At 69.4% G+C, this 13,788-nt stretch carries 10 protein-coding genes; 5 read left to right on the top strand and 5 right to left on the bottom strand.

Going from position 1 to position 13,788, the window contains the following annotated elements; genetic code table 11:
• Positions 1-421 precede the first annotated feature (421 nt).
• From ACFQ7F_RS28955 to dnaK, 5 genes are all read right to left on the bottom strand, one after another.
• Complete coding sequence (locus ACFQ7F_RS28955) at positions 422-934, bottom strand: hypothetical protein (protein WP_383276242.1); 513 nt, start codon at positions 932-934, stop codon at positions 422-424.
• Between the two features lie 105 nt (positions 935-1,039).
• Positions 1,040-1,489: a heat shock protein transcriptional repressor HspR gene (locus tag ACFQ7F_RS28960; RefSeq protein ID WP_383276245.1), complete on the bottom strand. Its 450-nt coding sequence runs from the start codon at positions 1,487-1,489 to the stop codon at positions 1,040-1,042.
• Position 1,490: 1 nt separating this feature from the next.
• Positions 1,491-2,705 (bottom strand): molecular chaperone DnaJ, encoded by a 1,215-nt coding sequence (gene dnaJ / locus ACFQ7F_RS28965; RefSeq protein WP_383276248.1) that lies wholly within the window; start codon positions 2,703-2,705, stop codon positions 1,491-1,493.
• A 41-nt stretch (positions 2,706-2,746) separates the two neighbouring features.
• Positions 2,747-3,472, bottom strand: a complete 726-nt coding sequence (gene grpE, locus ACFQ7F_RS28970) for a nucleotide exchange factor GrpE (protein ID WP_383276251.1) — start codon at positions 3,470-3,472, stop codon at positions 2,747-2,749.
• Entirely contained in the window at positions 3,469-5,343 is a 1,875-nt protein-coding gene (gene dnaK, locus ACFQ7F_RS28975; protein ID WP_383276254.1) for a molecular chaperone DnaK, read from the bottom strand. Before dnaK ends, grpE begins: the two co-directional genes overlap by 4 nt.
• 357 nt (positions 5,344-5,700) lie before the next feature.
• Between dnaK and ACFQ7F_RS28980 the strand changes: the two genes are divergently transcribed.
• The 5 genes from ACFQ7F_RS28980 (at position 5,701) to ACFQ7F_RS29000 (ending at position 13,726) form a co-directional block, all read left to right on the top strand.
• Positions 5,701-7,968, top strand: a complete 2,268-nt coding sequence (locus tag ACFQ7F_RS28980) for a (Fe-S)-binding protein (protein WP_383276257.1) — start codon at positions 5,701-5,703, stop codon at positions 7,966-7,968.
• A 182-nt stretch (positions 7,969-8,150) separates the two neighbouring features.
• Positions 8,151-9,476 carry an FG-GAP repeat domain-containing protein gene (locus ACFQ7F_RS28985; RefSeq protein ID WP_383276260.1) on the top strand — a complete coding sequence of 442 codons (1,326 nt, stop codon included), beginning with the start codon at positions 8,151-8,153 and terminating at the stop codon, positions 9,474-9,476.
• Between the two features lie 316 nt (positions 9,477-9,792).
• On the top strand, positions 9,793-11,280 hold the full coding sequence (locus tag ACFQ7F_RS28990; RefSeq protein ID WP_383276263.1) for an FG-GAP repeat protein: 1,488 nt from the start codon (positions 9,793-9,795) through the stop codon (positions 11,278-11,280).
• A gap of 229 nt (positions 11,281-11,509) precedes the next feature.
• Complete coding sequence (locus tag ACFQ7F_RS28995; protein WP_383276266.1) at positions 11,510-12,100, top strand: hypothetical protein; 591 nt, start codon at positions 11,510-11,512, stop codon at positions 12,098-12,100.
• Between the two features lie 132 nt (positions 12,101-12,232).
• Positions 12,233-13,726, top strand: a complete 1,494-nt coding sequence (locus ACFQ7F_RS29000; protein WP_383276269.1) for an FG-GAP-like repeat-containing protein — start codon at positions 12,233-12,235, stop codon at positions 13,724-13,726.
• The last annotated feature ends 62 nt before the right edge of the window (positions 13,727-13,788 follow it).

Consider the following 13,788-nt stretch of genomic DNA (forward strand, 5'->3'; position numbering starts at 1 on the left):
CCGCGTCCGCCGGGGGAGCCGCCCGTTTCGCCGCAAGGTCCTACGGCTCCGGACCAAGGTGCGGAGCACTGTGCGTACGAAGTCTCGGCAGATCTTGGGGGAGGTCGCGTCGCGCGGGGTGAACAGGCTGTAGTCGTCCGCCAGTTGAGCCGAGCGGTAGGCGGTGCGGGGCCGGTCGGTGGGTATGACGGTTGCTCCCGTCGGGAGGGGTGAGTGAGGTGGTGCGTGCCCCTTGCCGGGCGGGCGATGGCGTCCCCTCGCCGCCCTCCTGGCCTCCCTCCTGGCCTCCCTCCTCGCCGCCCTCCTGGCCTCCCTCTCCCGAGAGGCCGATGGAATGCACGAAAGTCCCACCGCCCGTTCACGTTCCCGCACGTCAGCGCGGTGAGCCGGTAGCCGTGGGTGGGACTTTCCTGCAACCGCCCTAAGCGTCGGCCCCGGCCCACTGCCGCAGCAGCGTCTCCCGCTCCGCGCCCCGGGGCGAGCCGCCCTCCCGGGACCGGCCCCACTCCGCCATCGCCGCCAGCGTCGTGCGCAGGGTCGCCTCGCCCTCCGTCATGCGGGTCAGGAGCGTCAACGACAGGTCGTACTCCGACCGGGAGTAGCCCGTCGCCGCTGCTACGTACGCCGTCAGTTCCGTCTGTTCGGAGTCCGCCCCCATGAGCCGGACCGTCATCGCCGGGGCTTCGTGCAGGCCGCCGAGGCCCGCCGTCAGGGCCACCTCCACCAAGGCGCCCACCTGCCACTTCAGCGACTTCACGGGGGCGTCCTCGACCGTCAGGGCACGCACCTCGTCCCAGGGGTGGAACGCCGACTGTTTGTCGCCGAGAGCCACGATGCCCTCCGGCGTAAGGCGCACCCCCGCTGCGAGGCCCGACGGCTTCGCGCCCACGTACACATCGCCCTCGGCGATCCAGAAAAGGCCCACCATGGCCATGGCCCCCGCCCCCACTTTCTCCAGCAGTCACGTACGCGTAGGGGCCGGGAGGTTGTCACCTCCCGGCCCCTACGCACACTACTAAGAGCTGCTCACCACTAAGAGCTACTGCTCCGACGATCTCTTCGGGCGCCACACCACCAGCGCGCTCGCCTGCTGCACGTCCTGGTAGGGGACCAAGTCCCGTCGGTACGACGCGTGGACGGCCGCCTCGCGCTGCTGCATCGCGGCGGCCGCGCCCTCCACGGCGCTCGCCAGCTCGACCACCCTCGCCTGCAGCGCCGCGACCTGGTTCTCCAGCTCGATGATGCGCTTGATGCCGGCGAGGTTGATGCCTTCTTCCTGCGACAACTGCTGCACCGTGCGCAGCAGTTCGATGTCGCGGGCCGAATAGCGTCGGCCACGGCCCGCGGTGCGGTCCGGGGAGACCAGGCCGAGGCGGTCGTACTGGCGCAGGGTCTGCGGGTGGAGTCCGCTCAGCTGGGCGGCCACCGAGATGACGTAGACCGGCGTCTCGTCGGTCAGTTGGTACGGATTTCGACGACGGCCGTCCATCTCATGCTCCCTTCGCGGCCTGGAACAGTTCTGCCCGCGGATCGTCGTCCGCAGTCGCCTTGCGGTAAGCCTCCAGGGCTTCCTTCGCCTGGTCGCTCAACGACGTCGGTACGGAGACCTCCACCGTCACGAGCAGGTCGCCCCGCGAACCGTCCTTACGGACCGCGCCCTTGCCCCGCGCCCGCATCGTACGACCGTTGGGCGTGCCCGGAGGCAGCTTCAGGGTGACCGGCGGGCCGCCCAAGGTGGGGACCTTCACCTCGCCGCCCAGTGCCGCCTCGGCGAACGTCACGGGCACCGTCACCGTCAGGTTGTCGCCCTTGCGGCCGAAGACCTTGTGGGAGTCGACGTGCACGACCACGTACAAGTCGCCCGCAGGACCGCCCCGTTCGCCCGGGCCGCCCTTGCCGCGCAGGCGGATGCGCTGGCCGTCGCTGACGCCCGCCGGGATCCGCACCTGCATGGTGCGCGACGACTTCGCCCGGCCCGAGCCCTTGCAGACGTCGCACGGGTCCTGGGCGATGAGCCCACGCCCCTTGCAGTCCACGCAGGGGTCCGTGAGGGAGAAACCGCCGCCGCCTCCCCGCGTGACCTGGCCCGTGCCGACGCAGGTCGGGCACACGCGCGGTGTGCCGTTCTTGTCGCCGGTGCCGGAACAGGCCTTGCAGGCAGCCTGGGACGACATCCGGAGCGGGACCGTGGCCCCGTCCACCGCCTCCGTGAAGCTCAGCGTGACCTCGGACTCGATGTCCTGGCCGCGCCGGGGCTGCGTACGCGTGCCCGCGCCGCCCGCACCCGTGCCGCCTCGGTTGAACAGGCCCCCGAAGACGTCACCCAGACCGCCCCCGAAGCCACCGCCGGCACCGGCACCGCCCGCTCCACCGCCACCCGGGGCGCCGCCTCCGAAGAGGTCGCCCAGGTCGAAGTTGAAGGAGCCTCCAGTGCCGCCGCCTCCGGGGCCGGCCCTGAAGCCGCCGTTGCCGAAGAGAGCACGCGCTTCGTCGTACTCCTTGCGCTTCTTGGGGTCCCCGAGGACGTCGTTCGCCTCGGAGATCTCCTTGAAGCGCTCTTCGGCCTTCACGTTGCCCGTGTTGGCGTCCGGGTGGTTCTCGCGGGCGAGTTTCCGGTACGCCTTCTTGATCTCGGCTTCGGTGGCGTCCTTGGGGACGCCGAGGACCTTGTAGTAGTCCTTCTCGATGAAGTCCTTGGTGCTCATCCCCGACGTCCCTCCTCTCGCTTCACATCAACTCCGATACGTCAGCCCTCGTCCGGGCCGCCACCGGTCTCCTTGTCCTCCGCCGCATCGGCGGAGTCCGTGGACGCGGCGGTCTCGGAATCACCCTTGACCGTCTGCGCGCCCGGCTGCGGCTCGGCCACGGCCACCCGCGCGGGGCGGATGGTGCGCTCACCGATGCGATACCCGGGCTGCAGGATCGCGACGCACGTCGTCTCGGTGACGTCGGGCGCGTACGAGTGCATCAGGGCCTCGTGGATCGTCGGGTCGAAGGGCTCGCCCTCCTTGCCGAACTGCTGGAGGCCCATCTTGGCGACGACCGTCTCAAGGGCCTCCGCCACCGACTTGAACCCGCCGACCAGCTCGCCGTGCTCACGTGCGCGGCCGATGTCGTCGAGGCTCGGGAGGAGCTCGCCCAGGAGGTTCGCCGCGGCGATCTCCTTGACCGTCACTTTGTCCCGCTCCACACGACGGCGGTAGTTCTGATACTCCGCCTGGAGCCGCTGGAGGTCCGCCGTGCGCTCGCCGAGCGCCGTACGCACCTGGTCCAGCTGCGCGATCAGACCCACGTCCTGAGCGGACTGAGCGGACTGAGCCGATGTGTTGTTTGCTGCGTCCCCGGCCGGGGCCGCCGGGCCCTCCTCAGTGGAGGGCTCGGCAGCCTGCGGCGCCGCGTCATCAGGGGTGGCGCCGGAGGGGACGTCGGGCTTCTCGGCGTTGTCGCCGAAACCCGGAGTCTCCTCGGTCATGCGGCGCCGCCCTTCGCGTCACCGGGCTTCTCGTCGTCGACGATCTCGGCGTCGACCACGTCGTCGTCCTTGTCCTTGGACATGTTCGGGGCCTCGGCACCCTCGGGACCGGGGGCAGCGCCCTCGGCACCGGCGGCCTGAGCGTCCGCGTACATGGCCTGGCCCAGCTTCTGGGAGACGGCCGCGACCTTCTCGGTGGCCGTGCGGATCTCCGCCGTGTCCTCGCCCTTGAGCTTTTCCTTCAGCTCTTCGACGGCGGACTCGACCTCGGTCTTCACGTCACCGGGGACCTTGTCCGCGTTGTCCGCGAGGAACTTCTCCGTCTGGTAGACGAGCTGCTCGCCCTGGTTGCGGGACTCGGCGGCCTCGCGGCGCTTGTGGTCCTCGTCCGCGTACTGCTCGGCCTCCTGGCGCATGCGGTCGACCTCGTCCTTCGGCAGCGAAGAGCCGCCGGTGACGGTCATCTTCTGCTCCTTGCCGGTGCCGAGGTCCTTGGCCGTCACGTGCATGATGCCGTTGGCGTCGATGTCGAAGGCGACCTCGATCTGCGGGACACCGCGCGGGGCGGGCGGCAGACCGGTGAGCTCGAACATTCCGAGCTTCTTGTTGTACGCCGCGATCTCTCGCTCGCCCTGGTAAACCTGGATCTGGACCGACGGCTGGTTGTCCTCGGCCGTCGTGAAGATCTCGGAGCGCTTGGTCGGGATCGTGGTGTTGCGCTCGATGAGCTTGGTCATGATCCCTCCCTTGGTCTCGATACCGAGGGACAGCGGGGTCACGTCGAGGAGGAGAACATCCTTGACCTCGCCCTTGAGGACACCGGCCTGAAGCGCGGCGCCGATGGCGACGACCTCGTCCGGGTTCACGCCCTTGTTGGCGTCCTGGCCACCGGTGAGCTCCTTGACGAGCTCCGCGACGGCGGGCATACGGGTCGAGCCACCGACGAGAACGACGTGGTCGATCTCGGAGAGCTGGATGCCCGCGTCCTTGATGACGTTGTTGAACGGGTTCTTGCACCGCTCAAGAAGGTCGGACGTGAGCTGCTGGAACTGGGCGCGCGTGAGCTTCTCGTCCAGGTGCAGCGGGCCCTCGGCGGACGCCGTGATGTACGGCAGGTTGATCGAGGTCTCCGTGGAGGAGGACAGCTCGATCTTGGCCTTCTCGGCCGCCTCGCGCAGGCGCTGGAGCGCCATCTTGTCCTTGGAGAGGTCCACGCCGTGGCCGTTGTTGAACTGCTTGACCAGGTAGTCGACGACGCGCTGGTCCCAGTCGTCACCACCGAGGTGGTTGTCGCCGTTCGTGGCCTTCACCTCGACGACGCCGTCGCCGATCTCCAGGAGGGACACGTCGAAGGTGCCGCCACCGAGGTCGAAGACGAGGATCGTCTGGTCGTCCTTGTCGAGGCCGTACGCCAGAGCGGCGGCCGTCGGCTCGTTGACGATGCGCAGGACGTTCAGGCCCGCGATCTCGCCGGCCTCCTTCGTCGCCTGGCGCTCCGAGTCGTTGAAGTACGCCGGGACGGTGATGACCGCGTCGGCCACCTTCTCGCCCAGGTACGACTCGGCGTCGCGCTTCAGCTTCTGCAGGATGAACGCGGAGATCTGCTGGGGGTTGAACCCCTTGTCGTCGATGTCCACCTTCCAGTCAGTGCCCATGTGGCGCTTGACCGAACGGATGGTCCTGTCGACGTTCGTGACTGCCTGGCGCTTCGCTACCTCGCCGACCAGCACCTCGCCGTTCTTCGCGAAGGCGACGACGGACGGCGTGGTCCTGGCGCCCTCGGCGTTGGTGATGACGGTGGGCTCGCCGCCTTCAAGAACGCTGACGACAGAGTTAGTCGTGCCCAGGTCGATGCCGACCGCACGTGCCATTTCGGTTCCTCCAGATGTAACTCTTGAGTGGATCTGACTCAAGGATGCATGGTCGCTTCGCTGGAGTCAACAGAGCTGAGTCGGGGGCGCTCAACTCTTATCCCGGCCTTACGCGCAAGTCGAGGGCCCCCGGGTGCACTCCAGCCCTTCGCCTGCGGGTCCGCCGTGGCTGGTCGCGCCGTTCCCCGCGCCCCTTCGGGCGCCCCTTGCGAGGCGCCCCGACACCAAGGGTTGCCTGAGCGACGCAGATCACCGCCCTGCTGGCTACAGTGCGGCTGAGTAAGTGGGTAGTCTCAGACGGACTGCATAAGTTACCGCTTAGTAATAGTTCGCCTCGCAGGCCCGAGGAGCCCCTAAATGCAACTCGCCGCGATCATCGTGTCGCTGGTCCTAATCGCGGTCGGCGTCGCGCTGTTCGGCCGTGCCATCGTGCAGATCGTCCAGTACATGCGGCTCGGTCAGCCCGTCCCCGCCGGTACCCGCACCGATCAGCCCGTGCAGCGCACCGTCACCGTGGCCAAGGAGTTCCTCGGCCACACCCGCATGAACCGCTGGGGCGTCGTCGGCGTCGCGCACTGGTTCGTGGCGGTGGGCTTCCTCTCGCTGCTCCTGACCATCGTCAACGCCATCGGCCAGCTCTTCAAGGCCGACTGGATGCTGCCGATCATCGGCGAGTGGGCGCCGTACAACATGTTCGTCGAGTTCATCGGCACGATGACCATCGTCGGCATCGTGACGCTGATCGTCATCAGGCAGCTGAGCAACCCCGACAAGCCGGGCCGCAAGTCCCGGTTCGCGGGCTCCAAGAAGGGCCAGGCGTACTTCGTCGAGGCCGTCATCCTCATCGTCGGCGTCTGCATCTTCACGCTGCACGCCCTTGAGGGTGCCCAGCACCACGTGGACAGCTACGAGGCGTCGTTCTTCATCTCGTACCCCGTGATCTCGTGGTTCCGGGGCATGGACGTCTCGACGCTGCAGAACCTCACGTACTTCTTCGCCATGGTGAAGATCGCGACATCCTTCATCTGGATGATCACCGTCGCGCTCAACACGAACATGGGCGTCGCCTGGCACCGCTTCCTCGCCTTCCCGAACATCTGGTTCAAGCGCGACGCGAAGGGCACCACGACCCTCGGCGAGCTCCAGCCCATGACGTCCAGCGGCAAGCCGATCGACTGGGAGGACCCGGGCGAGGACGACGTCTTCGGCGTCAGCCAGGTCGAGCAGTTCTCCTGGAAGGGGCTCCTCGACTTCAGTACGTGCACCGAGTGCGGCCGCTGCCAGTCGCAGTGCCCCGCCTGGAACACCGGCAAGCCGCTCTCCCCCAAGCTCCTGATCATGTCGCTGCGCGACCACGCGCACGCCAAGGCCCCGTACCTGCTCGCCGGTGGCGGCAAGGACATGGAGGGCAACGAGAAGGCTTCGGCCGAGCAGCTAGCGGACGTGCCCGCCGCCGCTCTCGCGGAGGCCGAGCGCCCCCTCATCGGCACCGCCGAGGAGAACGGCGTCATCGACCCCGACGTCCTGTGGTCCTGCACCAGCTGCGGCGCCTGCGTCGAGCAGTGCCCGGTGGACATCGAGCACATCGACCACATCGTCGACATGCGCCGCTACCAGGTGATGATCGAGAGCGCGTTCCCGTCCGAGGCCGGGACGATGCTCAAGAACCTGGAGAAGAAGGGCAACCCCTGGGGCCTGGCGAAGAAGCAGCGCCTGGAGTGGCTCAAGGAGCTCGACTTCGAGGTGCCGGTCGTCGGCAAGGACATCGAAGACCTCACCGAGGTCGAGTACCTCTACTGGGTCGGCTGCGCGGGCTCCCTCGAGGACCGGGCGAAGAAGACCACCAAGGCCTTCGCCGAGCTGCTCAACATGGCGGGCGTCAAGTTCGCGATCATGGGCGGCGACGAGAAGTGCACCGGTGACTCCGCACGCCGCCTGGGCAACGAGCCGCTGTTCCAGCAGCTCGGCCAGGAGAACGTGGCCATGCTGAACATGGCGTACGGGGAAGACGACGAGGACCCGGCGACCAAGAAGCCGAAGACGGCCAAGAAGATCGTCGCGACCTGCCCGCACTGCCTCAACACGCTCGGCAACGAGTACCCGCAGCTCGGCGGCGACTACGAGGTCATCCACCACACGCAGCTGCTCCAGCACCTCATCGACGAGGGCAAGCTCATCCCGGTGACGCCCGTCGAGGGCCTCATCACCTACCACGACCCGTGCTACCTGGGCCGGCACAACAAGATCTACACGCCGCCGCGCGAGATCATGTCCGCCGTCCCCGGCCTGCGTCAGCAGGAGATGCACCGCCACAAGGAGCGCGGCTTCTGCTGCGGTGCCGGTGGCGCGCGGATGTGGATGGAGGAGCGGATCGGCAAGCGCATCAACACGGAGCGGGTCGACGAGGCGCTCAGCCTCAACCCCGACATCGTGTCGACCGCCTGCCCGTTCTGCCTCGTCATGCTGACCGACTCGGTCAACGGCAAGAAGAACGACGGAGCGGCGAAGGAAACCCTCCAGGTCGTGGATGTCGCGCAGTTGCTGCTCGAATCCGTGAAGACGCCGGTGGACCCCGCCGGTGAGTCCGAGACCGCGGACGAGCCGGAGCCCGAGCCGGTGAAGTAGGCCACGCGCAGGCGCTCAGGCCGGTTCCGCCCTCGGGGCGGGATCGGCCTTTCCTGTCGTGCCGAAGGGGGGCATCATGTGCTGGTTGTTGTCGGTTGGGGCGGTCGGGGCGGGTGATGGGCATGCGGAGTGCCGGAACACGTGGCATACGTGGCGTCAGACAGACGCGGCGCGGTGGTGTCGTGGGGACGGCCACCGCCGTCAGCTGTGCGCTGCTGCTCGCCGGGTGCGGGGGCGGCGACGACGCGGACAAGCCCGACGCCCGGCACCGGCCCGTCAGCATGGCGGGCAAGAGCGCGGCACAGCAGCCCGTCCCCCGCGGCAAGGGCAGCAAGGTCGACGACGACTTCAACGGTGACGGCGCCCCCGATCTCGTACTGGACGACCTCGTGCACCAGGGTCACGGCGACGACGCGGGCATCGGTGTCGTCTACGGATCCAGGAGCGGACTGCGGCCGGGTGCACGGCAGTTGCTGAGCGCTCAGGCCAACGGGGCGCGGACCAAGGGCGAGTTGCCCGCGTCCTTCGAGTCGGAGGCGTCCTGCGACCTCGACAAGGACGGGTTCACCGATCTGCTCGTCTCCACCGACCCGCCCTACGACGGCCTCGGCCAGCCGCCCGTGCCGCTGCAGATCCTCTTCGGCTCGCCCAAGGGCCTGAAGGGCAAGGCCGTGAAGGTGAAGGTGCCCGCGCAGTCCCGCATCGGCAACGACTGGTCCGACCAGCCGGTGTGCGGGGACTTCGACGGGGACGGCGCGAACGACCTCGTCCTGCACGCGAGCGGCGCCCGGCTCACCTTCCTGCGCGGCCCGTTCAAGCGCACCGGCGCGCCGCGCGCCGCGGGCAAGCCGCTTGCCGCGCCCGGCAACGACCTCGTCACCGGCAAGGCCACCGACGTGGACCGCGACGGCTACGACGACCTCCTCGTCCGCAAGGCCGCGAACGCGTCCGGCGCCGCGGCGGGCGCCCTCGTCCTGGGCGGCCCGAAGGGCCCCGCCGAGACCGGGGTGCTCTTCCCCGCCGGCACGGACATCGCGTTCGGGCGCTTCGGCAAGGGCAAGGCGACCGACGCGGCCATCGCGGGGCCGAACGGCGTCGCCCTGCGCTACGACGTGCCCGGCACGCAGCGCGGCACCATGGAGTCGAAGAACGTGGCCGTGGACACCGGCGACCTCGACGGCGACGGCCTGAGCGAGCTGATCCTGAGCGGCGGCAGCAGCGGGGACGGGGGCGGCACCGGTGAGGTGCGGGTCTTCAGGGGACGTACGGCGGGCCTCGACACGAACGCGTCGGCGCTCGTGACCCCCTCCGCCAAGGGCACCACGCAGGTCCTCGCCATCGCGGACTTCAACGGGGACAAGCGGGCCGACCTGGTCCTGCGGACGTATCGCGGGGACGGCGAGGACACGGTGGGGGTGTACCCGGGGGTGAAGGCCGACCTCGTCGCCCGCAAGCCTCAACTGACGTTCTCCACGCAGGAGTTCCTGGCGCTGGGGGACGGGGCGTAAGGGCGCGCGTGCGGGCCCCGTAAGTCTGTAGGTCTGTGGCTCTGTGGCTCTGTGGCTCTGTGGCTCTGTAAGTCCAGGCGCCGGGGTCCGGGGGCCCGGGGGGCCAGGCACCGGGGGCAAATCAACCCGAACGCACGCAACACCACCAACTCCCGCCCCGCATACAACCCTTACCCCCCTTCATGGGTCTCCCTGTCGCCGAAACAGGACGTGACGCCAGGGCCAACACCCGGCGAACCGGCGAACCTCCTGCCCGGCACCCCATCGACTGCGGATGTCCGCCAGACATCCCCGCATGCAGCAGGAGACCCAAGGAATGCCGAAGCACAAGCGCACTTCCCCGCTCCCCCGATCCAGACGCAGCCGCCTCGCGGCGGCCACGGCGACCGCCGCCGCGCTCACAGGCGGACTCCTCACCCTCACCGGCGGCACGGCGACCGCGGCTGAGCCCACCGCCGCCGTCCAGCCTGACGACGCCGACTTCAACGGCGACGGCACGGCCGACCTCGCCACCTCCGCCCCGCGCGCCGCCGTGGGCGGCAAGAGCATCGCGGGCCAGGTGGTCGTCACGTACGGCGGCGCCACTCAGCGCCACGTCACCTACAGCCAGAACAGCGCGGGCGTGCCCGGCACCGCCGAGAAGGGCGACGCCTTCGGCGCCGACACCGCGTACGGAGACTTCGACAGCGACGGCTACGACGACCTCGCCGTCGGCGCCATCGGCGAGGACGTCGGCAGCGACGTGGACGGCGGCACGGTCCAGGTCCTGTGGGGCTCCCCCAGCGGCCTCTCCGGCGGCTCCACGGTCAAGGACCCGCGCCCCACCAAGCACGACCTGTTCGGCGGCCCCCTCCAGGCGGGTGACTTCGACGGCGACGGCAAGGACGATCTCGCCGTCGGCGCCTCGTCGGGCGCCGCCACCATCGACATCTTCGACGGCGGCATCAAGCGCAGCGGCTCCACCGGCGGCCGCTACACCGTGCTCCCGCCCATCCACAGCGGCGAGGGCGCAGGCGCCTTCAACCTGCACTCCGGGGACGTCAACGGCGACGGCAAGGACGACCTGATCGTCGACGGCTACTCCACCGCCAACGACTACAACGCCAACCTCTGGCTGCCCGGCAGCGCGAACGGCGTCACCACGAGCGGCGTCCAGCGGCTGCCCGCGGGCTACATCACCGACGTGGGCGACACGGACGGCGACGGCTACGGCGACGTCATCATCGGCCTCACCTGGGACGAGGGCATCGACGGCGCCAACAAGGGCGGCACGGTGTACGTCGTCAAGGGCAACGCCAACGGCCCGTACGGCGACAGCCAGGCCATCACCCAGGACACGGCAGGCGTCCCGGGCGGCAGCGAGAAGGGCGACTCCTTCGGCGCGGAGCTCGACCTCGGCGACGTCAACGGCGACGGCCACCTCGACCTGGTCGTGGGCACCCCCGGCGAGAACCTGGACGGAGTCGACGACGCGGGCTCGGTCACGGTCATCTACGGCGCGGCGGACGGCTCCGGCCTCTCCACCAAGGGCGCCGTCCTGTACAGCCAGAACTCGCCCGGCATCCCCAACGCCAACGAGGAGAACGACTTCTTCGGGTCCGACGTCCACATCGACGACCTGAACGCGGACGGCCGGGGCGACGTCTCCGTCGGCGCATCCGGCGAGAACGGCTTCAACGGCGCGTTCTACGTCCTGGGCTCCCGCCCCGACGGCACCCTCGCGGGCACCTCCGGCGTCTACACATCCACGGTCGGCATCTCGGCCACGGGCACACCGCGCCTCGGCACCAACTTCGCCGACTAGCCCCGCCGTTCTCCCTCTCTCTCCTGCTCAACCTCTCAACTGCCGGGCCCGCGTACTCCCCCCGTCGCGGGCCCGGCTCTCTCCCCCGGAACTCCCGTGCGCATACGCACCTTCGCCCTGGCGCATTGGCCGAATCGCCCGCTGGCGGCGTGCGCGGCACGGCGGCTAGACATGTCGTGCGGCGCCGCACGCCCTGCTTCACCCGGTACCACCGCGGAGGAGAAGAAGCATGCCAGCCAACGGCAACACCGTGGATCTGTCCACGAGTCCCCAGGCCAGGTCCGAAGCGCGCTACGCGGATCTCGGCGGGGAGTTGTACGTCGCCAACCCTCGCTTCCTCGTCCCGTACACCGCGCGCGCCTGGATCACCGTGGGCTCCAACCCGAGCATCGACGGCTGGGCGGTGACCGTCGGCGACATCGACGTGGTCAGCGCGGACTACAGCCACACCGGCAACATGTCGCAGTCCGTCAACCTCAACGGCGGCCAGGTCGGCGAGATCCAGCAGGAACTGCCGACCGACCCGGGCCACCACGTCACGGTCAAGATGCGCGCCGGGCACAACAACTACGGCGGCTGTCCCAACAGCGACGCGAAGTTCTGGATTCAGGTCAACGGCGACACGTCGACCCGCGTCATGTTCAACCTCGGCACCCTCTCCAAGCTCGTCGACCGCCCCGCCGAGCAGAACTACTGGCACGAGGTGACCTACGAGTTCCGTACGCAGGGGTACGACATCCTGCAGCTGCACGGAGACCCCGACGGAAACGTGTGCGGAGCGGTGATCACCGAGGTCCGGGCGTTCCAGCGGGCCCTGTAACCGAACGGCACGTGCGCGCGGGGGCAACCCTTGCCCAACCCCGGGTGTCACACAGGTGAATCAGTTGAAGAGTGGAGCTGCGCGATCCCGAGCAGCTGACTCCCTGTGTCCACACCTGAGTTGGAGCTCCCTGTGCCCCTGCGCGCCCGTACCCGTTCCGGTTCCCGTTCCCGTTCCTTCGCCGTCGCCGCCACAGCCACCGTCCTGGCCGCCACCGGCCTGACCCTCCCCTTCGCGGCCACCGCGAGCGCCGCGCCCGCCCCCGCCCCGCTCGCCGCCGACTTCGACGGCGACGGCTACGACGACCTCTTCGTCGGCGTGCCCAGTGGCACCGTCGGCGGCAAGGCCAAGGCCGGGTACGTGAGCGTCGTGTTCGGCGGGAAGTACGGGCCGGGGCCGCACGGCGTGCGGCGCATCACGCAGGCCACCGTCGAGGTGCCCGGCACCCCGGAGACCGGTGACCGGTTCGGGGGCTCCGTCGTGGCCGCGCATGTGGACGACGACAAGTACGCGGACCTCGTGATCGGCGCTCCCGGCGAGGACATCGACGGCAAGACCGACGCCGGTTCCGTCACCGTCCTCTACGGCACGGGCGACGGCTTCGCCGTGGCCAACACCGCCGCCCGCGGTGCGAAGTCCGGTGACGCGTACGGAAACACGCTGGCCGCCGCCGACTTCACCGGTGACACCGACGTCGACCTGGCGATCGGCGGCAAGGACCAGATCGTCGCCAACTTCAACCCGCTCGCCGCCGACACCCAGCCCCTCATGTCCGACCGCATGGGCGGGCGCGCCCCCGTCATGACGACCGGCGACTTCAACAACGACGGGCTCCACGACCTCGCCCTCGGCTACTACACGAAGAACCAGCCCTACACCCAGTCCCACCTCCGCCTCTACGGCTGGAACAAGGACGAGGGCTCCATGCTCAACTTCTGGAACAACTCCAACGGCGCCGCGAACGCCCTCGCCGCCGGCGACTTCAACGGCGACGGCTACGACGACCTCGCCGTAGGCAACTGCCGCGAGATCGCCGACGAGAACATCGACGACCCGTGCGGTCCTGAGGAGCTCGCCAAGGGCGGCGGCATCCACATCCGCTTCGGCGACGCCAACGGCAGCTTCGGCTGGGAGCAGCAGACGTTCAACCAGGACACCGCGGGCATGCCCGGCGTCGCCGAGACAGGTGACGGCTTCGGCGACGCGCTCGCCGTGGCGGACATCGACGCCGACGGCCACGACGACCTGATCGCGGGCGCTCCGGGCGAGGCCATCGGCAGCGCGGCCAAGGCGGGCAGCATCACCGTCCTGAAGGGCGGCGAGATGGGCCTGCTCGACCCGGCGGGCGCGGCGAACAAGGGAACGGTCGCGTTCCAGCAGAACTCCCCCGACATCCTGGGCGTCGCCCAGGCGGGCGATCTCTTCGGCGGGGCGCTGGCCTTCGGTGATCACAACGGGGACGGCGTACCGGACCTGTCCGTCGCCGCACCCGGCGAGAACTCCTCAGCGGGCGGCGTCTGGGACCTGCCGGGCGCCAAGGCCGGCGGCTCGGTCGTCACCCCGAACTCCCTCGGCCTGCCCACCTCTTCGGACCCGCTGGCGTACGGAGCGGTGCTCGGTCACTAGCGGACCCGTCGCACCAGTCGGGCACCCGACGGGCACCCGACGGGCACCCGGCGTTCATTGCC

It is taken from the genome of Streptomyces sp. NPDC056486, assembly GCF_042795295.1.
GTDB lineage: Bacteria > Actinomycetota > Actinomycetes > Streptomycetales > Streptomycetaceae > Streptomyces.

Excerpts from the sequence above, each read along its gene's own strand:
- ACFQ7F_RS28955 (WP_383276242.1), bottom strand. The coding sequence starts at position 934 with ATGGCCATGGTGGGCCTTTTCTGGATCGCCGAGGGCGATGTGTACGTG.
- ACFQ7F_RS28960 (WP_383276245.1), bottom strand. The coding sequence starts at position 1,489 with ATGGACGGCCGTCGTCGAAATCCGTACCAACTGACCGACGAGACGCCG.
- dnaJ (WP_383276248.1), bottom strand. The coding sequence starts at position 2,705 with ATGAGCACCAAGGACTTCATCGAGAAGGACTACTACAAGGTCCTCGGC.
- grpE (WP_383276251.1), bottom strand. The coding sequence starts at position 3,472 with ATGACCGAGGAGACTCCGGGTTTCGGCGACAACGCCGAGAAGCCCGAC.
- dnaK (WP_383276254.1), bottom strand. The coding sequence starts at position 5,343 with ATGGCACGTGCGGTCGGCATCGACCTGGGCACGACTAACTCTGTCGTC.
- ACFQ7F_RS28980 (WP_383276257.1), top strand. The coding sequence starts at position 5,701 with ATGCAACTCGCCGCGATCATCGTGTCGCTGGTCCTAATCGCGGTCGGC.
- ACFQ7F_RS28990 (WP_383276263.1), top strand. The coding sequence starts at position 9,793 with ATGCCGAAGCACAAGCGCACTTCCCCGCTCCCCCGATCCAGACGCAGC.
- ACFQ7F_RS28995 (WP_383276266.1), top strand. The coding sequence starts at position 11,510 with ATGCCAGCCAACGGCAACACCGTGGATCTGTCCACGAGTCCCCAGGCC.